This window comes from Methylomonas sp. MgM2 (genome assembly GCF_054172045.1).
The window spans coordinates 137,511-157,462 of record NZ_JBSYXO010000003.1; the positions used below are offsets into that span (position 1 = coordinate 137,511).

Here is a 19,952-nt window from a genome sequence, read left to right on the forward strand (position 1 = left end):
ACCCGCTACATACTCGAATTTGTCGTCTCATTCACTTTTGACAAACTATCTTATTGCTTATTGATCTTCAAAAAAATATAATCCGGCCCTTTTTCTAGTTCGCTGCTTCCCACAATCACATTGACAACCCGAAAGAAATGACAAGCCATATTATGCCCACATATGCTCGCCAGGCAGTCACATTCGAGCGCGGCGAAGGCGCTTGGTTATGGGACTGCAACGGCAATCGCTATCTCGACGCTTTAGCCGGCATCGCCGTATGCAATCTTGGTCATGCCCACCCGGCGATTCATAGTGCCATCTGTCGGCAAAGCCAAAAACTGATACATACCTCGAATCTATACGGCGTAGCGCTGCAAGAAGAATTGGCGGACAGCTTATGCCGGCTTAGCGGCATGGAAAACGTCTTCTTCTGCAATTCCGGTGCCGAAGCGAACGAAGCCGCAATCAAAATTGCGCGTAAACATGGCCATCAACAAAGAATAGAACATCCTGTCATCATTACGATGGACAAAAGCTTTCACGGTCGCACCATGGGCGCACTGAGCGCGACCGGAAATGCAAAGGTGAAACAAGATTTTGCCCCGTTATTAGAAGGCTTTGTCCACGTACCATTTAACGACATCGAGGCGCTCGATTCGGCGATCAAGCGTAACGAAAACGTCGTCGCGGTGATGGTCGAGCCCATTCAAGGCGAAGGCGGTGTCAATATTCCCGATAGCGATTATCTTAATAAGATTCGCAAATTATGCGACGACTACGGCTTATTAATGATGCTGGACGAAATCCAAACCGGAATCGGCCGTACCGGGCGTTTTTTGGCTTATCAGCACAACGGCATTTTGCCGGACGTCTGCACCTTGGCCAAAGCCTTGGGCAATGGCCTGCCTATCGGCGCGTGCATGACCCATGGTAAAGCGGCAGACATTTTGGTTGCCGGCAACCACGGCTCCACCTTCGGCGGCAATCCGCTGGCATGTAGCGCGGCATTGGCAGTTATCGAGACATTACAGTCAGGCGATTTGATTGCCGGCGCGGAACACAAGGGCGCCTTGATTTGCGAAGCGCTCGCCAAAAGAACGGAAGCGAATACTCACGTAGTTTCCATCCGGCACAAAGGTTTGATGATAGGCATCGAGCTCGACAAGCCTTGCGGCGAGCTAGTAGCCAAAGCACTGCAAAAGGGGCTGCTAATCAACGTTACCGCAGACACCACGATACGCTTATTGCCCCCGCTACTGATTACTGAAGAACAAATTGCATTGTTGACCGAAATCCTGTCGACGCTCATACAAGAACAATTTCATTAGTGACACTATGCGACCCAGACATTTCACCAGCCTGCTGGATCTAAGCAGGGACGAGTTGTACCATCTGATTCAGAGGGCCATTGACTTAAAGATCAAACGCGATCCGGATTTTCAGCCGCTGAAAGGCAAAGTACTGGCGATGATATTCGAAAAATCGTCTACTCGCACGCGCCTTTCGTTCGAAGCCGGCATGGTACAGTTCGGCGGCAGCGCGATCTTTCTATCTCCGCGGGATACACAGCTTGGGCGGGGCGAGCCGCTGGAGGACAGCGCCAAAGTGATTTCCAGCATGGTCGACTGCATCATGCTGCGCACACACGCTCACGAAACCGTTACCACATTCGCGCAATATTCGCGGGTTCCGGTCATTAATGGCCTGACAGACTTACTGCATCCATGCCAATTGTTAGCCGACATGCAAACCTATTTTGAACACCGCGGCGACATCGCCGGCAAAACGGTCACCTGGATCGGCGATGGCAATAATATGTGCCATTCGTATATCAACGCCGCACGTCAGTTCGATTTCAAGCTCAATATCGCATGCCCCCTCGATTACCGGCCGGAACAAAGTATCGTCGATCCCGCTGCCGATAGAGTGGCATTTTTCAACACTCCGGAACCGGCAGCGCGTAACGCCGATTTGATCGTTACCGATGTATGGGCCAGTATGGGTCAAGAAGAAGAGCAAAAAAATCGCGAGTTTGCTTTTCGCGACTTTCAAGTGACCAGTCAAGTCATGCAAGCCGCGAATCCGGATGCGCTGTTCATGCACTGCTTACCCGCTCACCGTGGCGAGGAAGTCGCAGCCGCCGTAATCGACGGACCACAAAGTGTTGTTTTCGCTGAGGCGGAAAATCGATTGCATGCACAAAAAGCCCTGCTCGAATTTCTAATCTGCCGATAATTTCGCTAGAATTGGACCTTTTGAGTTTGCTGACAGAGAGTGTCATTGTGAAAAAAATTATTGCCCGTATTCTTGTTTTACTTGCAACCAGTAGTCTAGCGCAAGCGAGAACCGGTTATGTAACGGATAAGGTTGACCTGCCGCTACGTAGCGGCGAGAGTGAGCGTAGCCGGATAGTTAAGATGCTTCCAAACGGTATGTCTCTCACCATTCTGGGAGATAATACCGAAAACGGTTATACCTACGTTCAAGCCGCAAACGGCGCCGAAGGTTATATTCTGACCCGCTACATTAGCTACGAGCCAAGCGGACGCAACCAATTGGAAGCGGCGAACAAGAAACTGGAAGCCGCCCTGGAAGAAAACAAGCGTTTAATGGAAGCTCGAACGAACGGCGACGAGGCCAGCAAAGAGAGGGACAAGCTCAGTGCGGAACTCAGCGAACTACGGCAAACTGCTGCTAACGCCATACAGTTAAAACAGCAACGGGACCAATTGCAAGAACGCGTCGTAACTGTTGAGCGCGAATTGCAGCAATTGAAACGCGAAAATCTCGCCATGACCGACAGTACCAACCAAGATTGGTTTTTGTACGGTGGAGGGCTGGCGTTGTTCGGGGTACTGTTGGGTTATATTCTGCCGAAACTGAGTTGGCGCCGCCGCTCAAGCGGTTGGGACACCTTTTGATTTTTTAACGGATTTAAGCGCAGGTTCGCGCTACAGTTGACGCAATACTTTTCACCGCGGCAGTTTTAAGCGGCCGCCATTTGCTTTCAGTTGGAAATTACCATGCCTGTATACCGTTCTCATACCACTACTCAAGGCCGCAATATGGCGGGCGCTCGCGCGCTGTGGCGAGCCACCGGCATGAAAGAAGGCGACTTCGACAAGCCGATTATCGCGATTGCGAACTCCTTCACCCAGTTCGTGCCCGGCCATGTGCATCTGAAAAACCTCGGGCAACTGGTGGCGCGCGAGATAGAACAAGCGGGCGGCGTCGCGAAAGAATTCAACACCATTGCGGTGGACGACGGCATTGCGATGGGTCACGACGGCATGTTGTATAGCTTGCCCAGCCGCGATTTGATCGCCGACAGCGTCGAGTACATGGTCAATGCCCACTGCGCCGATGCCTTGGTCTGCATTTCCAATTGCGACAAGATCACACCCGGCATGCTGATGGCGGCTATGCGCCTGAATATCCCGGCGATCTTCGTATCCGGCGGCCCGATGGAAGCCGGTAAAGTCCGCTTGGCCGATACCGCCGAAATCAAAAAGCTGGATTTGATCGACGCCATGGTGATGGCGGCCGACAGCAAAGTATCCGATAGCGATTTGGCGGCTGTCGAGCGCTCCGCCTGCCCGACTTGCGGTTCCTGTTCCGGCATGTTCACCGCCAATTCGATGAACTGTTTGACCGAAGCTCTGGGCCTGTCCCTGCCGGGCAACGGTACCTTAGTCGCCACCCACGCCGACCGCGAAACTTTATTCAAACAGGCCGGGCGGCGTATCGTCGAATTGGCCAAACAATACTACGAACAAAACGATGAATCGGTGCTACCGCGTTCGGTAGGTTTCAAAGCCTTCGAAAACGCCATTGCGCTGGACATTGCGATGGGCGGCTCGACCAACACCATTTTGCATTTGCTGGCCGTTGCTCAAGAAGCCGGTATCGATTTCACGATGGCGGACATAGACCGCATGTCCAAAGCGGTGCCGCAGTTGTGCAAGGTGGCACCGAACACCAACAAATACCACATCGAAGACGTGCACCGGGCCGGCGGCATCATGGCCATTCTGGCCGAACTGAACCGGGCCGGTAAATTACACACCGACGTGCCCACAGTCCATGCCAAAACCCTGGGCGACGCCTTGGCGCAATGGGACCTGATGGGAAATACTAGCGATGCGGTCAAAACCTTTTATCTGGCAGGCCCCGGCGGCATTCCAACCCAGACCGCCTTCAGCCAGGACGCGCGTTGGCCCAGTCCGGACCTGGACCGCGCCGAAGGCTGCATCCGCTCCTTCGATCACGCCTTCAGCAAAGAAGGCGGCTTGGCAGTGTTGTACGGAAACATCGCGCTGGACGGCTGCGTCGTGAAAACCGCCGGCGTCGACGATAGCCTGTTGGTATTCGAAGGCTGTGCCCACGTGGTCGAGTCGCAAGACGAAGCCGTTGAAAACATACTGAACGACAAGGTCAAGGCCGGCGATGTGGTGGTCGTGCGCTACGAAGGCCCTAAAGGCGGCCCGGGGATGCAGGAAATGCTGTACCCGACCAGCTATATCAAGTCCAAAGGCTTGGGCAAGGCCTGTGCTCTTTTGACCGACGGCCGCTTTTCGGGCGGCACATCCGGCCTGTCGATCGGCCATTGTTCACCGGAGGCGGCGGCGGGCGGCGCCATCGGCTTGTTGAAAAACGGCGACCGCATTCGTATCGACATTCCCAATCGCTCGATCAACGTTTTGCTATCCGACGAGGAATTGGCCCAGCGCCGCGCGGAACAGGACAAGCAGGGCTGGAAACCCGTCAAGCCCCGCACGCGCAAGGTTTCGGTGGCTCTCAAGGCCTACGCCCACTTTGCCACATCCGCCGACAAGGGCGCGGTGCGGGATTTGTCACAGCTTGAAGATCAATAAACAAACGGGCGACACGCCTGATAATTGTTAATTGAGCTAACTCATCTGAAGGTTCGGAAATAAAGCCGCCAACTAAACTTACGAACCCTTGGCAATGGATCAAAGCCTTTTTCGACGTTGAAAATAGCTGAATAAACCCAATACGCTACCGAAAAACCAGACCGCTCCCGGAATCGGCACGGGCGACGAGGCCACATCTAAGGTGTAGCCCATGCTACTTTTATACCTATCCCCGCCAGAATTACCTCCAAGCAGAACGACATAGATCTCGCCTTCTTGCGCCGTGAATGTCACGGTGCTTTGGTCTCCATGAGTCAAGTAAAAAATATGGTCGGAACCAAATGGATCATCCTTTTGTGCTGGTTGATGAGCCTCTGGAAAGTAATTAGAATTCCAGTAGCCGTAATGACTCATGGTTGACAAGTAATTGTAATCAACATAGTCATAAACCGGGACGGGGTTACCATCTGCGTCGCAACACTCGTCGTGCGAATATTCATAGACAGTTTTCGGATGCAGTTGATCAGCCCCGGAGTAAACAGTGATCCCAAAGTTCTGCCAACTTAAAGGATCAATATTGCTGACAGTAAGAGTGACCTGTTGAGTCAAGTCTGATTTAATTAATCCAAGATCCATCGAGTACATCGTACCTATTTCACCATCGAACCAGCCACCCGGGGAGGTATCTATATCCGCCCACACTGCGTATGAATCGTGCGCATTTTGGCTGGATACTGATTCTGTCTTACCAACTGCCTCCAAATTCACCGCCCAGTTCGCAAATCTAAGTTCGCGGTAATTCAAACCAAAGGGTAAATGTCCCTCATCAGTACCCACCCAAGCAACCGGCTCGCCAGTACCATAGTCGGAACGAGTGTACCCATCATCGCCATCACCATCGGTACCGATATTCGAAGCGTATTGGTTATAAGTGTTGTACATCACATTCGCCGAGGCTTGGCCTACAAGACCCAATAAACCGAAAACACAGATTGGTAGATAGCGCTTTTCGATAAATAACGATTTCCGCATAATTTCTCCTTGTGAAAGAGCACAATAACAACAACGTTTTGCAACGCCGACGCTTATTCGAAGCATCGTACCGGCGTCGGTATGAATAGTTTTTCAAAGCAATAACAAACGCCGACCGTAATTTGCGGCAGCGCACCTAACATGCAAACTATGGACCAATCACTGAAAAACAGCACACCTACTCGTGTAACCTCTTCACCCTCCCGCTCGATTAAAACGCCATTGCCCCAGTGTCGTTACAAATCAACAGCTCGATACACACCGTGACACCAACTCATGTCTAGTCGTCATATGAGCGAAATCACACATCCCGCTCGGAAAATAAGTGAAATCCCGGCCTTATAAGCACGACGCCCTGAAATGAAAACTCGAGCACTAGTAAAGCTTGAAATCGTTACAAGGCTTCAATGCATCGCGTGATACACTTTAGCGAATTTGTGAGGCGCGATCGTTTCGCAAATGCGCAATATGTTTACGTCCCGTTCGATACAAACGACTTTATAAAGCTTGGCTTTAATGAAACGATTTTTCCTGCTAATCATTTCAATCTGGAAACAACAACTTAAAATCTACGCCATGGCCGCGCTAACCGGGGCGGCCATCGGCGTATTCTTGCTGGCTCCCAGCTACGATTACATCAGCTCCAGAGAAAACAACGCCGACCCTCTTTCTTCTTTGGAGTATGTCTTTACTCAGATAGGTGAAATTGTAAGCGGCGATCTCAACCAAAATAACCTACTGATGTTTTACGCCGAAATCGGGGCGATGTTGGGTTTGGCATCATTGTGGTTTTACAAGCAAGTGCACAAACGCTTGTCTCACCTGGAGTCTTTAAACTCGGAACTGGATAAAGACCTGCCTTCGATTATTCGCCAAGGCGAAGGCCCACTATTGGAATTTAAATCCTCGCTACGCTGGGACATGATCGAACAACGTATTAACCGGAATTTGGAAAATGTCGTGCTAAAAACGTTAGCCGGTTTTTTCAATAGCCACGTCGGCGGCACATTGTTAATCGGGGTAAGCGATAACGGTGAAATCATCGGCCTCGAACAGGATTACCAAACCTTGAAAAAGCCCAACCAGGACGGTTTCGAACAAACATTGATGACATCGATTTCCAGTAATTTAGGCGCCGATCTTTGTCCGTCCGTACACGTACTCTTTCATGTCGTCGATAGCAAAGACGTCTGCCGGGTTATCGTGTCGCCGGCCTATAGACCGGTGTTTTTACAACAAGGCAATTTACCGAAATTATTTGTACGTACCGGCGGCGGAACTCGCGACTTAAACGTTCAGGAAGCCATAGAATATGCCAATGGCCGTTGGAAAAAAAACCGCAGCCGTATCGACGGCATACATTTTTAAATAAAAACAATAACAATGAATCAAAACACGCAGACTACTTCCGAATCCAACTTATCGCCCGTCATTTTATTTGCCGGCACGCTGTTTCTCAGCGCATTGCTGATGTTCGCGTTGCAGCCGATGTTCGGCAAACTGCTACTACCCTTGTTAGGCGGCACACCGGCGGTATGGAATACCTGTATGGTGTTTTATCAGACCTTGCTTTTCGGCGGCTATTTTTATGCGCATTGGTTAAGCCGCCATGCCGGAGATCAACGTCAAATACAAATACATACGGCGCTGATGATTTTCAGCGTGTTAGCGCTACCCGTAGCGCTTCCGGCAGATCCAAGTCCGCCGACCGAAACCAATCCCACGTTCTGGTTGATCTGGACATTGTTCTTAGCCATCGGCCTGCCGTTTTTCGTGGTATCCACAACGGCTCCGTTACTGCAAAAATGGTTCTCGCATTTGGGCCATCACAGCAGCCATGATCCTTATTATCTTTATGCCGCCAGTAATGCCGGCAGCCTGTTGGCCCTGCTCAGCTACCCGTTTCTGATAGAACCGAATATCGGCTTGAGCAATCAACGCCTCGTCTGGAGCATAGGCTACGGCTTGCTTTGCGTGTTGATTCTGGTCTGCGCGGCAACCCTATGGCGCAGCCGGCTTAGCAAAGAAAATGACAATGGCCTCGCAACCGCAAACAATAATGCGGACGAGTCACCTGTACCCGTAACTCAGCAACTGCATTGGCTGGCCTTGGCGTTTGTCCCGTCCAGTTTGTTATTGGGCTTGACCCAATACATCAGCACGGACATCGCCGCCGTACCCTTGCTGTGGATATTGCCGCTGACTCTGTATTTGCTGTCCTTCATCTTGGTGTTTTCCAAATGGGGGCACCGCCTCCATTCGGCTATGCTAGCGGCCCAACCAGCCGTGTTGCTGGTGTTCATAGCCTATTCTTTCATCAACCCGGCCGTATTGCCTTACTGGCTGGATTTGGTCTTGCATTGTTCGGCATTCTTCCTAGCGGTGATGGTGTGCCACGGCGAATTGGCCAAACATAGACCCCATACCCGGCATTTGACTCGTTATTACCTAGTGATGTCATTCGGCGGTATGCTCGGCGGCCTGTTCAATACCTTTGTAGCGCCATTTGTGTTTAACGCGGTTTACGAATATCCGATCATGATCGTCGCGGCCTTGTTCTTACGCCCCGGCTTTTTCAGCGGTCACTGGTTTCTGCAATCCCTGTTCCCGCTATTGCTGTTGATTTTAGGCTTCGGCATTTATTTCAGTACAGATGCCCTATTCGAATATCTGGACATCATCGGCGGCGCCCTGATTTTGCTGGCCGGTTTAACTTATTCGGTACGTCACAGCCCTTTAGGTTTAGGTTCGTTAACGGCAGTGATCTTGGTCTTCGCCATCGGCCTACATAGTATGGCCAGCAATACGCTGTACCAAGACCGGACCTTCTTCGGCGTGCTATCGGTTCGAGAAACCGTCATCCCGGACGAAAACGGCCATCCCGAAAAAGTCCATGAGTTGTACCATGGCACAACTAAACACGGTGCGGAGCGTCTGATTCCGTCAGAAATCACCACCCCTTTAACCTATTACAGCCGGCCCGGTCCGATCGGGCAATTATTCGCGGAGTTCGATAACGAAAATCAAAATTGGCGCATCGGCGCGGTCGGCTTGGGCGCGGGCGCATTGGCCTGTTACACGAAACCCGGTCAGGATTGGCGCTTTTATGAAATCGATCCATTAGTCATCGAGGTCGCACAAGACACCCGATGGTTCCATTATCTGGAACGCTGTAATCCGGCAGCCAAAATGATCGCCGGAGATGGTCGTTTATCCCTTAGCAAAGAAGCCGATCACAGCCTGGATTTGCTAATTATGGACGCTTTCAGTTCCGACGCCGTTCCCACGCATTTACTGACCCACGAGGCGATCGAACTATACTTTGCTAAACTAAAAAACGACGGCTTGCTGGCCTTCCATATTACTAACCGCCATTTGGCTCTGAAAAAAGTTTTGGCCGAACATGCCGAACATTTGCGGTTGTCCGGCCTGTTACAGGAATTCAAACCGACAAACCCGGCTCCATTAATAGTCGCTACCGACTGGGTGGTATTAGCAAAGCAGCCCCAGCGGTTGGAGCGCTTACGGCAGAGTCGTCTCGGCCATTGGCAAAAGCTGCCGTTGACCTTCGATCTGCAACCGTGGACGGACGACTTTACCAATATCGTAGGAATCTGGAAATAGGACGTGACATGTTAATCAGCGAACTCGCCCAACTGTGCAATGCCCGCCCGCTAGGCGGCGATGGCAATGCGTCTATATCATCCGCTGCCGACATCATGTCGGCACAGCATGAGCAAGTGACCGTGCTGAGCGACGGAAAGTATAAAAAACACCTGAAGGATTGTCAGGCTTCTGCCTGTTTTATCTCGGAAGCCTTACTCGACGAAGGCGTGGCTCCCGCCGGGATGACCTTACTGGTCGGCGATGACCCGGAGATGAGTTTTCTGACTGCGGTATCTGTATTGCACCCGGAACCACCCAGGAAAAAGCAGGTTTCGCCGCAAGCCGCATTGGCCGCGGACGTCAAACTAGGCCAAAACATACATATCGGGCCATTTTCCAGCATCGGCGAAGGATCGAGTCTAGGCGACGAAACGGTCGTCGAAGCCGGCGTGCACATTGGCCGCAATGTCGCCATAGGCCGAAACTGCAGGCTGCATCCCGACGTGGTGATTTACGACAATACTGTGATCGGCGATAACGTCACTATTCATGCCGGCAGCATTATCGGGGCCGACGGATTCGGCTACAAATACCGCAACAACCAGCACGTCAAGGTGCCGCACGTCGGCAATGTGGTCATCGACGATAATGTCGAAATAGGCGCCAACACATGCATAGACCGCGGCGCCTTGGGCGCTACCCGCATCGGCTGGGGCAGCAAGATCGACAACCTGGTACAGCTCGGCCATAACAACATAGTCGGCCGCAACGTCATCGTTTGCGGCCAGTGCGGTATTTCCGGCTCATGCGAAATCGGCGACGGCGCGATTCTGGCCGGCAGCGTCGGCGTGGCCGATCACGTCAAGATCGGCAGCCGTGCCGTGGTCATGGCTCGTAGCGGCGTGTCACAAGACATAGACCCCGGCAGCCAGGTTTGGGGCAGTCCGGCCAAGGACAGGAAAGTCATTTGGCGAGAACTGGCTGCGCTGGCAAAATTGCCGGAGCTTTTGCAAATAATCAAAAACCTGGAAAGCCGTTTGAACAAACTGGAAGAAAAAAGCTAAAGCTTTTTTACTCCTAGGCCGAACCGGCCGTAGTGCAATAGCTTTAGCTATTGCACAGAATACTAACGAACGATTAACGAGGAGCCTGCCATGAACGACAAACAACGCGTCGCGGAACACGCCGCCCAACGAATCGAAAACGGCATGCTGGTCGGGCTCGGTACCGGCTCCACAGCCAATTACTTTATCGAGGCTTTAGCTCGCCGCCATCAACAGGAATCGTTGCAAATCCAAGTGGTCGCCAGCTCGGTGGTCAGCGCCATCAAGGCCCATGAACTAGGCTTAGCTCTGCGGGGCATAGAATGTATCGATGTGCTGGATGTTTATGTCGATGGAGCCGATGAGGTCGCGCCGGATTTAACTCTGCTGAAAGGCCGGGGCTCCGATCTAGTCCGCGAAAAACTGTTGGCTAAAGCGGCCAATGCTTTTTGGGTGTTGATCGATCCCAGCAAGGAAGTCGAGTTTATAGGTCAAAATTTCCCGATTCCGATCGAAGTCATGCCCTTTGCTTGGCAATTAGTACAACGCAGTCTTGTCGAAAGTGGTGGCGCCCCGTCTCTGCGCAAGAACGGCGACGGGCTATTTGTGACCTCTTACGGCAGCCTGGTCCTGGATACCAAATTCAATCGCGAGGTAGATCGCAAAACCTTGAACGACACGCTCAACGCCATTCCCGGTATCGTCGAGCACGGGATCTTCTCAAGCCTCGCATCGATTGTATTTTGCGGCGGAGATGGCAAAGTAGATGAACGCTATGCCTAATATTTAGCCGAACCTCTTCCCAAGTCCAGCTCGATTATGCCCGCGGCGAAAAGTGACTAGCTAATACGCCGTATCTAGCTACAACAGACTAACGCCGCTTTTCTCAGTTGTTGTCTAGCTCGTTCATAGTCATCATGTGGCGTTTCAGTATACAGAACGATCATTAATTCCGATGCCGCATCCCCCGATAACCGTTTTAACAATTGCAGCCATTTGGCGTAGTAATCGTTGGAAGTATCGACCGCACCAACCCGATACCAACGCCAAACCAATAAATCTCGATGCGCACTGGTCAACCTCGACTCATCGATCTCGATCGGCCGTTTCATCCAATCCGCCGTTATCTTTGCCTTATGCGTAACATTCCAAACCTTATGCTTTTGCGGGACCAAATAATTTTGCGAATTGACCAACTCGCCCCCCTGGGTTTCGTCACCGAAATTAGCTAGGTAAATCCCAATGGTCGAATTGTCGTCAGCCATAAAGCGCCGAGCATCAGCCATCACGCCCTTAAACTCCGGCCGCCAATCCCAATCCGGTATATCGTTAGCGCCCGCCGGCAAAGCCTCCAATATATCACTGGGAATTCGAGCTTGAACCGCTTGGCGCTTATGCAACGCATCGGCGGTTAACGGCCAAATAATGAGCGATAGCAAAATCACCGGTAACAACGGATATACTCTCGGGTATTGATAGGTTTCTAGGACCGGAGTCTGGGAAACGTTATTAGCCGTCGGGTTTTCATGCCAAAACGATCCGACGTAAAACAGCAACAGCATCACCAATCCGAAGAAAACCCAACCGTAGATAATATGATCGACGCCTGTCGCTAACTTCATGCTACTTAAATGGCCTATCATCACTATCATATAAGCGCGAAGACCATTGGCGAGAATCGGCACCAAAAAAGACGCCAGCATAAAAACAGCGCGTTTAATCAAACTGTTGTAATTAAGATAGGCGTAAACAGTACCCAAAGTAAAAGACGCAATCAGATAACGCAAGCCGCTGCAGCCTTCCACGACCGACCATTGCCCGGAAGTCAATGTAAAAAACGTCCCTTCGCGATAAACGCTAATCCCGGTCAGGCGCAACATTGCTACGACGAAAGTCGCCGTGTAATCCATGAGCCAAGGTATGAATTGCTCGCCGAATGGCACCATAAAAAACAGGAATAACAGCGGGAACAATATCTTAGCGGCGACTCGGGTTCCAACAGTCGCCCAAATACTACTGGTCAAAATGCCAACAACCGCCCACTGTTTTATAACTAAAACATCAACCAAATCCGCGATTAACCATACAAAGCCCCATGCCGACATCGCAATCAGGGCTCCGAAACTAAAGGATGGGATCAAATTTCGATAATTTTCTCGTCGGTTCCAAACCAACCAAACGCTGATCGGCGCCACTAAAAATCCGTGGGCAAATGTCTCCGATCTATTCCAGATAGCGACAATTGACAACCAAGTCGAACTAAACGCGGCTATTGATACAAATACGGCGATCAGCAGTATCAGCATAGGTCGATGCCACTGACTCGGAATATCCAAAATCTTCAGCATTTAAATTTCCTCAACAAATGTAAATCATTGTAAACTTGAATGATGCTTAACGTGCAACTGCCTTTACAAATTCACTCTGTAAATCGTCTATGAAAATCAGCGCTGTCATTCCTACTTACAATAGCGCAAAGTTTATCGCCGCCGCCATCTCGAGTATTAACGCACAGACCGCACCTATAGAAGAAATCATCGTGGTCGACGACGGCTCTACCGATAACACCGAACAAGTGTTGGCCGGTTTGTCCGGTAACATCATTTATCATAAACAGGTTAACCAAGGGCCCTCCGCCGCCCGCAACAAAGCCATCGAATTAGCGTCTGGGGACTGGATAGCCTTGTTGGACGCCGATGACCAATGGACACCCAATAAAACCCGGTTTCAACTCGACGCCCTACGGAAGAACTCGGCATTACACTTTATTTTTGGCGATGAAGCCGAAATCGATGTAGACGGCAATATCATTACCCCTTCCAGCTTGGACAAGCATAATTTACTAGTCGATTTAAAGAAAATTTCCGGACAGCCTCTACCAAACGCCCTGGCGGCGCTGGTAGGAAAAAATTTTGTACCAACCAGTTCCGCTTTGTTCAGGCGCGACACCGTACTTGAATTAGGCTTATTCCGGTCCGACATACGTTTTGGCGAAGACCTGGAATTATGGGCAAAAATCGCAGCGAGACATCCTGTCGCCTGCGTGCCGGAGGCTCTGATTTACCGTCGAAAACATTCCGAAAGCGCGACTACGGCAACCGAACGCATGCTATCTCAACTACCGATGGTGATGGCATCGATCCGTGAACACACCCGGGATCAATTGATCGCACAAAAAGTAAACCCTGACGCTATCGTATCCGATGCGTATTGGACACTGGGTTATTGGTATTTCGTTAACGAAAATACCCTTAAAGCGCGCCAAGCATTTTTACAAAGCTTAAAAGAAAAGTCGAGTTTCCGTTCTTTGCTATATTTTATATCGTGTTCATTACCGCAAGGCGCGATAAACCGAATCAAAGGGATAAAACAAAAAATTAACAAAACGTTTGTTTTATGAAAGCATCTCGAGAAGCCTGTCTGAATTAACAGCGATATGGAAAATAAAAATCAACCCGCGCGTATCCTTTACGTGGAGAACGGTATAGGCTACGGCGGCGCCGTAATCTGCCTTCGTCACTTGGTCAGGAATCTGGATAAAACCAAATATTTGCCGATGGTCGTCACCGGCCGCACTGCTCCACAATATCAAGAGATAGCCGGCGAAGCTCGCTGGAAGCACATTCCAGACCGCCGCATAGACATCCCGGCATTACAGCGTTCGCTAACCAAAAAGCGATGGCTATACAATATACCTCCCTTGCGTTTTCTATATCAGCAATTTTTGGCGCGCCTCGACGATATTTGCAATTTCCTACCGTTTTTTCTCCAGTTATTGTGGACCTCGTGGCGTTTCAAAGCCGATTTAATTCATGCCAACAATGAACCGCTTTGTAACAGGGCAGCCTTATTGGTCGCTAGATGCTTACGAATTCCTAGCGTATGTCATGTCCGTGGAGATCAGAACGGCTCTCGCCTGATGCGTTGGGCATATAACTTACCCGATCATTTTATTTCGGTTTCGTCATGGATAGCCAACAGCATGCAACAAAATGTCAACATTCCAAAGGAAAAAATAAGCGTAATTTATGACGGCATTGCACTAGAAAAACTGGAAACTAATATCGATGGTAAAAAGTTTCGGCATCGGTTTGAAATTTCCGATGAGGATTTTACCGTAGGTTTGGTAGGACTCTTGATACCGTGGAAAGGTCAAAACCTCTTTATCGACGCTGCAAAAATACTAAACGGTAAAATACGCAATCTAAAAATGCTCATTATTGGAGGCACTCCGGAAGAGTGTAAAGAATACGAACAGGAACTAAAATTACGCGTAATTAAAGAAGAGCTGTCGGATCTAGTTAAATTCACCGGTCATATCGACGACATGCAACAGGTTTACAATGGCTTGGATATTGTGGTTTCGGCTTCGACCAGTCCGGAGCCGCTGGGTACGGTCGTCATTGAAACCATGGCAATCGGCCGACCACTGATTGCGCCAAATCATGGCGGTGCCAGCGAAATGGTTGCTGATAATGAAACCGGGTTATTGTTCTCTCCGGGGGATGCCGATTCACTTGCGCAATCAATTCTGAATTTTTACGAATCAAATACACTAATGCATCGTTTAGGGCAGGCCGCACGAGAAAAAGCGCTACAAACTTTCTCCGTAAAAACACACGCGCGTGCCGTAGAACAAGTCTACTGCAATTTATTATCTAAAACAGCATGTTCTATCAGCTAAAAGACAAATTAAACAGACTTAAGTTTTCATTCGCTTGCAGAAAGATATACGACACCCCTCCCGTTTTAGCAAAAACGGATGAAGCGGTGGCCGTTTTGACATTGTTACAGCATAAGGATGTATTACTGTTTTTAATTGCGATTAAATCGTTTACCAAGCAAGTACACATCAACAAAGTTATAGTGATAAACGATGGTAGTTTGACGCAAAACGACATTAAAATATTACAAAATCATATACCGATAATTGAAATTCAAGACGCGAAAGAATTTGCCGAAGAAGCCTGCCCTAAAGGCGGATGTTGGGAACGATTACTAGCAATTGCTCGCTACGTACAAGATTACTACGTCATTCAACTAGACAGCGACACTCTAACTTTGTCTGAAATCGACGAGGTTAATCAACACATCGCCACTGAAACAGCTTTTGTTATCGGCACTTGGGATAACCAAACTATAGAACCCATGAAAGTCTGCTCCGAACGAGTAAGACGAAATGTAACTCTTACGCCTGAGTCTCATGTCCAAATGGTAGCCGAAGCAAACTTTATTAAAATTGATAATATCGATAGTTTAAATTATGTTCGCGGCTGCGCTGGATTTACTGGTTTTCCTAAGAATTCGTTTACTAAAGCATTTATTTTAGAAGTTTCACAACAAATAGAAAAAGCTATCGGCAACAAATGGCGTGAATGGGGCAGCGAACAAGTCATGTCGAATATCGTTGTTGCCAATATCAATCGGAGCGCAGTGTTACCGCATCCAAAATATTGCGATTGTAAAAAAATAAAAACAGGTATAACCCATTTCATCCATTTTATTGGTGAATGTAGATTTAAATCAGATATTTACCAGAAATTAACCACAGAGTTAATGCTTAAGTTATGAAAACTAAATTAATTATTGTATTATTCTTGTTTTTTACAATAAGTAACTCTGTATATTCGAAAGAACCTTGGCAAGATGCTATTAGGAAACAAGTCGATCCACTAGTGGCAGCGACTATGGTGCCACCTTTTTGCGAAGACGGAAAAGCAATAGCAATTATTCATAGACCCAAAAAAGACTACAGAAAAATGTGGGGAGAGGGTATGGTATTTCTAAACCATTATTGCTATGGAAAATTCAAAATCCCTGTATGCTATGAGTATCCTGAAAAAGAAATGAAGGCATGTTTAACTCCTTTTCTAGAAGGGACTACATATGCTATTGGTCAGAATCGAGACCCTAATTTCCCTTTACTGCCATTCTTATATTCGGAAAGAGGTAACCTTCATAAGGATATTGGGAACTACAAAGAAGCAATATCAGACTTCAGAGCAGCCATTGAGAAGAACAAACGCTTCTCGCCTGCATATTTAGGAATGGCTGACTTATACATTAAACTCAAAAACTACGATGAAGCGGAAAAATATATTCGAATGGGACTAGAGCATAATCCCAATAAAAAATCACTTAAAAGCAAACTCGAAAAAATTAAAAAGCTAAAAGTAAAATAGCACACTTATTTGCAGCAGTTACCTTTAGATACATAACATGTTTAAATTAGCCACCAACCTGTATAAATATCGCGAGCTCATCGCTGCGTTAACCTGGAAAAACATCGTTGTCCGTTACAAACAAGCATACCTCGGTATTTTATGGGCAGTCCTTAAACCTGTGTTATTAACATTGGTATTTACTCTGGTGAAAAGTTTTGTCGGTATTGATACCGGCGCCATCCCTTACCCCTTGATTACTTTTGCGGCATTAATACCATGGGTATTTTTTCAGGAATCGGTTGCGGAGGGGGTGAATAGCGTTACCTCTAATGCGTCGCTGATTAAGAAAATATACTTTCCTAGAGAAGTATTCCCATTAACAGCCATGGTTACAAAGCTCGTAGAATTATTTATAAGCTTCGGCATTCTCGCTATGATGATGTTTTATTATGAAATCACTCCTAGTATCTTTGCCTTATGGATCCCTGCATTTATTTTATACACGATGGTCGTAGCATTGACTATTAGTTTCTTCGGAGCAGCCATGAATGTTTATTACCGGGATATCGGTCAGGCTATACCTATAGCACTGTCATTATTAATGTATGGCTCGCCTGTCATTTACCCTTTAAGCTTAGTACAAAAAAAATTACTCATAGAACAAGCTGCTGGCGTTTGGTCCGAGAAACTCTATACTCTATACACCTTAAATCCATTAGTTGGGATTATTGACGGCTTTCAAAGAACTCTGATTAAAGGGATAGCTCCCGATTTTCATTCGCTATACCCCGGCCTTTTCTTAACCCTTAGTATATTACCGTTTAGTTACTGGTTTTTTAAACGGGCCGAAAGTTGGTTCGTAGATGTAATCTAGCTTCCCATCTAATATAAAAGAATTTCAACATTAAATACCTTAATCACCATGCCAATAATAGAAGTTAGCCATCTTACCAAAGAATATCAGCTAGGTAACTTGACGAGCTTACGAGAAACCGCTCTTAATGCTTTTAGACGCTTAACCTTCCGGCCCACTCACGAACGCGAACGATTTAAGGCGCTGAATGATATTAGCTTTTCTATCGAGCAAGGAGAAGTCGTTGGCGTAATCGGACACAATGGCGCCGGAAAAAGTACATTGCTGAAACATCTGGCTAGCATAAGTAAACCGACCAAGGGCAAGGTCAGTGTCAAAGGCAGCGTGGCCCCCTTGATTGAAGTTGGCGCCGGTGTCAACCCCGAATTGACCGGAAGAGAAAATATCTTCTTGAATGCGGCCATTCTGGGAATTCCCAAAAAGGTTGTCCGGCAAAAACTTGATGAAATCATCGAATTTTCTGAATTGGGGCAATTCATCGACACACCGGTAAAACGATATAGTTCAGGAATGACTGTCAAACTGGGCTTTTCCATTGCCACTAGCATGGAAGCCGATATTCTGATCGTTGATGAAGTGTTAGCGGTTGGCGATTTGGCATTTCAACGGAAATGCTTTGACAGAATGGAAGAACTGATTAGACGACAAGGCAGAACCGTATTATTAGTAAGCCATAATATCCGCCAAGTCGAACGCATGTGCTCGCGTGTTATATTACTGAGTCATGGATCGATTCTACAAGACGGCGATTCTCATTCGACCTGTGATAGATTTTATCAAATAAGCAATCAAACGATTCACGATCAGAAGATAAAAAATAAATCCGCGAGGATAATCTCGTCCGGTGAAATACAAGATATTCGCGTGGACATTCTCGACATCGACCAAAAAGTTACCGAATCGATAACTGAAGGCGATGCTTTACGTATAAAGATTAGCTTCGATCTCAACGCCCCTATTGAAAATCCAGAGTTTCACATCGGAACCCACACAACAGATTTCGTATATCTGACCGGTGAATCCAGCTCAGTATTAGGACTGACTCAATCGTATAATAAAGGCAAGCACGAAATTCGGCACGTAATACCCTCCTATCCTTTGGTACCTGGTACATATGGGATCAGATTCGCAGTTATAGACCGCCGTGGTCGGGTAATATTTCACGGCGAAAATCTAAAATATTTTAATGTCTGCGCAAAGTCTAATAACGCGCCATTACAAGACGAGCTAAGACTAATTTCCGTTCCGGTACAATGGCAACTCTAATAATTACTTCACTTTAATCGAATATGCTAAATCCTTCAATATCGATTATTATCCTTAACTGGAACGGCATTAATGACACACTTGTTTGCCTAAATTGTTTAAAAAAATTTAATTATCCTAATTTTGATGTTATTGTAGTTGATAATGGATCGACAGACAATTCATTAACATCATTAAATGACTATAACCCACCTTATCCTTTCACAGTAATTCCAACAGGGCGTAACTTAGGTTATGCCGGAGGCAATAATATTGGAATTAGACACGCAATAAAAAGGAAAGCCGACTTTATTTTTTTACTAAATAATGACACCATAGTCGCACCTAATATTCTTGAAGAGCTAGTATATTCAGCACATAATAATCCTGCTACAGGGATATTTGGTGCATTGATATTCTATATGAACAAACCAGATATCATTTGGTTTGCTGGAGCGCATTGGAATAAGCACACGCTAGCTTTTGACTATCCCTACCAGAATGAAACCGTACCAAGTAACATTGAGAGTAATACGGATTATGCGTGTGGAGCCGCATTTTTTTTTCGCGCCGAAGTAACAGATTCCATAGGGTTATTAGACGAGCGTTTTTTTCTAGTTTACGAGGAATCTGACTGGTGCCGAAGGGCAATTAACGCCGGGTTTGAATGTATGCTTGTTTCGACCGCACACGTTTGGCACAAAATTGGAGCCTCTTTCGAAACAGAAAACTCCCCGCTTCGTCAATATTTTAGCTTTCGAAATCGTCTGTTATGGGCTGAAAAGAACCTGTCTCGGCCAGACTGGTTTCGAATATTAGCAAGCTCTTTTAAACCATTCCTACCCAAATTCCATTTTTCATCTTGTGAAAATCGAAATTTTATTAAACGCCTATTTTGGGCAACCGTTTCTTATAACAAAACCTGGTTTTCCCCAGTTCTACGTGCAAGACGGAGGGGGATTTTAGATTACCTCCTACGAAACTTCGGAGATTGCCCTGATATGATCAGGAATTTGAATAAAATAGACAGCTCGAATAAAAAGATAAGGTCAACATAAGAACAAATTATACATATAATAGACTATATATCCATATTTTTAGCTATCTACCACAGCATAATGGAATTAAAATA

The 19,952-nt window shown here is 47.6% G+C and carries 17 protein-coding genes; 15 read left to right on the forward strand and 2 right to left on the reverse strand.

Going from position 1 to position 19,952, the window contains the following annotated elements:
* Positions 1-137: 137 nt before the first annotated feature.
* The 4 genes from ACW73I_RS03855 (at position 138) to ilvD (ending at position 4,856) form a co-directional block, all read left to right on the forward strand.
* Positions 138-1,310 carry an acetylornithine transaminase gene (locus ACW73I_RS03855; RefSeq protein ID WP_458027906.1) on the forward strand — a complete coding sequence of 391 codons (1,173 nt, stop codon included), beginning with the start codon at positions 138-140 and terminating at the stop codon, positions 1,308-1,310.
* A 7-nt stretch (positions 1,311-1,317) separates the two neighbouring features.
* Complete coding sequence (gene argF, locus ACW73I_RS03860) at positions 1,318-2,217, forward strand: ornithine carbamoyltransferase (protein ID WP_458027907.1); 900 nt, start codon at positions 1,318-1,320, stop codon at positions 2,215-2,217.
* 47 nt (positions 2,218-2,264) lie between these two features.
* Positions 2,265-2,903 carry a TIGR04211 family SH3 domain-containing protein gene (locus ACW73I_RS03865; protein WP_458027909.1) on the forward strand — a complete coding sequence of 213 codons (639 nt, stop codon included), beginning with the start codon at positions 2,265-2,267 and terminating at the stop codon, positions 2,901-2,903.
* A 102-nt stretch (positions 2,904-3,005) separates the two neighbouring features.
* On the forward strand, positions 3,006-4,856 hold the full coding sequence (gene ilvD / locus ACW73I_RS03870; RefSeq protein ID WP_458027911.1) for a dihydroxy-acid dehydratase: 1,851 nt from the start codon (positions 3,006-3,008) through the stop codon (positions 4,854-4,856).
* A gap of 99 nt (positions 4,857-4,955) precedes the next feature.
* On the opposite strand, the gene ACW73I_RS03875 is transcribed toward ilvD, so the two are convergent.
* Positions 4,956-5,888, reverse strand: coding sequence for a hypothetical protein (locus ACW73I_RS03875; RefSeq protein ID WP_458027912.1), 933 nt, complete (start codon positions 5,886-5,888; stop codon positions 4,956-4,958).
* Positions 5,889-6,404: 516 nt separating this feature from the next.
* Here ACW73I_RS03875 and ACW73I_RS03880 point away from each other — a divergent pair.
* The 4 genes from ACW73I_RS03880 (at position 6,405) to rpiA (ending at position 11,320) form a co-directional block, all read left to right on the forward strand.
* On the forward strand, positions 6,405-7,256 hold the full coding sequence (locus ACW73I_RS03880; protein WP_458027913.1) for an AlbA family DNA-binding domain-containing protein: 852 nt from the start codon (positions 6,405-6,407) through the stop codon (positions 7,254-7,256).
* 15 nt (positions 7,257-7,271) lie between these two features.
* Positions 7,272-9,512, forward strand: a complete 2,241-nt coding sequence (locus tag ACW73I_RS03885; RefSeq protein ID WP_458027914.1) for a spermidine synthase — start codon at positions 7,272-7,274, stop codon at positions 9,510-9,512.
* Positions 9,513-9,520: 8 nt separating this feature from the next.
* The gene (gene lpxD, locus ACW73I_RS03890; protein WP_458027915.1) at positions 9,521-10,558 is read left to right on the forward strand and encodes a UDP-3-O-(3-hydroxymyristoyl)glucosamine N-acyltransferase; all 1,038 of its coding nucleotides are present in this window, start codon (positions 9,521-9,523) and stop codon (positions 10,556-10,558) included.
* Positions 10,559-10,648: 90 nt separating this feature from the next.
* Positions 10,649-11,320 (forward strand): ribose-5-phosphate isomerase RpiA, encoded by a 672-nt coding sequence (gene rpiA, locus ACW73I_RS03895; protein ID WP_458027917.1) that lies wholly within the window; start codon positions 10,649-10,651, stop codon positions 11,318-11,320.
* 74 nt (positions 11,321-11,394) lie between these two features.
* On the opposite strand, the gene xrtA is transcribed toward rpiA, so the two are convergent.
* Positions 11,395-12,885: an exosortase A gene (xrtA, locus tag ACW73I_RS03900; protein ID WP_458027918.1), complete on the reverse strand. Its 1,491-nt coding sequence runs from the start codon at positions 12,883-12,885 to the stop codon at positions 11,395-11,397.
* 89 nt (positions 12,886-12,974) lie between these two features.
* On the opposite strand from xrtA, the gene ACW73I_RS03905 reads away from it, so the two are divergent.
* Genes ACW73I_RS03905 through ACW73I_RS03935 form a run of 7 tightly spaced genes read left to right on the forward strand, consistent with a single transcriptional unit; the run spans position 12,975 to position 19,878 of the window.
* Entirely contained in the window at positions 12,975-13,937 is a 963-nt protein-coding gene (locus ACW73I_RS03905; protein ID WP_458027920.1) for a glycosyltransferase family 2 protein, read from the forward strand.
* A 36-nt stretch (positions 13,938-13,973) separates the two neighbouring features.
* Positions 13,974-15,221, forward strand: a complete 1,248-nt coding sequence (locus ACW73I_RS03910) for a glycosyltransferase family 4 protein (RefSeq protein ID WP_458027921.1) — start codon at positions 13,974-13,976, stop codon at positions 15,219-15,221.
* Positions 15,206-16,108 (forward strand): hypothetical protein, encoded by a 903-nt coding sequence (locus ACW73I_RS03915; RefSeq protein ID WP_458027922.1) that lies wholly within the window; start codon positions 15,206-15,208, stop codon positions 16,106-16,108. The genes ACW73I_RS03910 and ACW73I_RS03915 overlap by 16 nt, the downstream gene beginning before the upstream one ends.
* Positions 16,105-16,719: a tetratricopeptide repeat protein gene (locus tag ACW73I_RS03920; RefSeq protein ID WP_458027923.1), complete on the forward strand. Its 615-nt coding sequence runs from the start codon at positions 16,105-16,107 to the stop codon at positions 16,717-16,719. The genes ACW73I_RS03915 and ACW73I_RS03920 overlap by 4 nt, the downstream gene beginning before the upstream one ends.
* 37 nt (positions 16,720-16,756) lie before the next feature.
* The gene (locus ACW73I_RS03925; RefSeq protein WP_458027924.1) at positions 16,757-17,575 is read left to right on the forward strand and encodes an ABC transporter permease; all 819 of its coding nucleotides are present in this window, start codon (positions 16,757-16,759) and stop codon (positions 17,573-17,575) included.
* Positions 17,576-17,623: 48 nt separating this feature from the next.
* The gene (locus tag ACW73I_RS03930) at positions 17,624-18,841 is read left to right on the forward strand and encodes an ABC transporter ATP-binding protein (RefSeq protein ID WP_458027925.1); all 1,218 of its coding nucleotides are present in this window, start codon (positions 17,624-17,626) and stop codon (positions 18,839-18,841) included.
* Positions 18,842-18,864: 23 nt separating this feature from the next.
* The gene (locus tag ACW73I_RS03935; protein ID WP_458027926.1) at positions 18,865-19,878 is read left to right on the forward strand and encodes a glycosyltransferase family 2 protein; all 1,014 of its coding nucleotides are present in this window, start codon (positions 18,865-18,867) and stop codon (positions 19,876-19,878) included.
* Positions 19,879-19,952: the final 74 nt, after the last annotated feature.

Bases quoted from the DNA above. Each gene is read 5' to 3' on its own strand.
- ACW73I_RS03855 (WP_458027906.1), top strand. From the start codon at position 138: ATGACAAGCCATATTATGCCCACATATGCTCGCCAGGCAGTCACATTC.
- argF (WP_458027907.1), top strand. From the start codon at position 1,318: ATGCGACCCAGACATTTCACCAGCCTGCTGGATCTAAGCAGGGACGAG.
- ilvD (WP_458027911.1), top strand. From the start codon at position 3,006: ATGCCTGTATACCGTTCTCATACCACTACTCAAGGCCGCAATATGGCG.
- ACW73I_RS03875 (WP_458027912.1), bottom strand. From the start codon at position 5,888: ATGCGGAAATCGTTATTTATCGAAAAGCGCTATCTACCAATCTGTGTT.
- ACW73I_RS03880 (WP_458027913.1), top strand. From the start codon at position 6,405: ATGAAACGATTTTTCCTGCTAATCATTTCAATCTGGAAACAACAACTT.
- ACW73I_RS03885 (WP_458027914.1), top strand. From the start codon at position 7,272: ATGAATCAAAACACGCAGACTACTTCCGAATCCAACTTATCGCCCGTC.
- lpxD (WP_458027915.1), top strand. From the start codon at position 9,521: ATGTTAATCAGCGAACTCGCCCAACTGTGCAATGCCCGCCCGCTAGGC.
- rpiA (WP_458027917.1), top strand. From the start codon at position 10,649: ATGAACGACAAACAACGCGTCGCGGAACACGCCGCCCAACGAATCGAA.
- xrtA (WP_458027918.1), bottom strand. From the start codon at position 12,885: ATGCTGAAGATTTTGGATATTCCGAGTCAGTGGCATCGACCTATGCTG.
- ACW73I_RS03905 (WP_458027920.1), top strand. From the start codon at position 12,975: ATGAAAATCAGCGCTGTCATTCCTACTTACAATAGCGCAAAGTTTATC.
- ACW73I_RS03910 (WP_458027921.1), top strand. From the start codon at position 13,974: ATGGAAAATAAAAATCAACCCGCGCGTATCCTTTACGTGGAGAACGGT.
- ACW73I_RS03915 (WP_458027922.1), top strand. From the start codon at position 15,206: ATGTTCTATCAGCTAAAAGACAAATTAAACAGACTTAAGTTTTCATTC.
- ACW73I_RS03920 (WP_458027923.1), top strand. From the start codon at position 16,105: ATGAAAACTAAATTAATTATTGTATTATTCTTGTTTTTTACAATAAGT.
- ACW73I_RS03925 (WP_458027924.1), top strand. From the start codon at position 16,757: ATGTTTAAATTAGCCACCAACCTGTATAAATATCGCGAGCTCATCGCT.
- ACW73I_RS03930 (WP_458027925.1), top strand. From the start codon at position 17,624: ATGCCAATAATAGAAGTTAGCCATCTTACCAAAGAATATCAGCTAGGT.
- ACW73I_RS03935 (WP_458027926.1), top strand. From the start codon at position 18,865: ATGCTAAATCCTTCAATATCGATTATTATCCTTAACTGGAACGGCATT.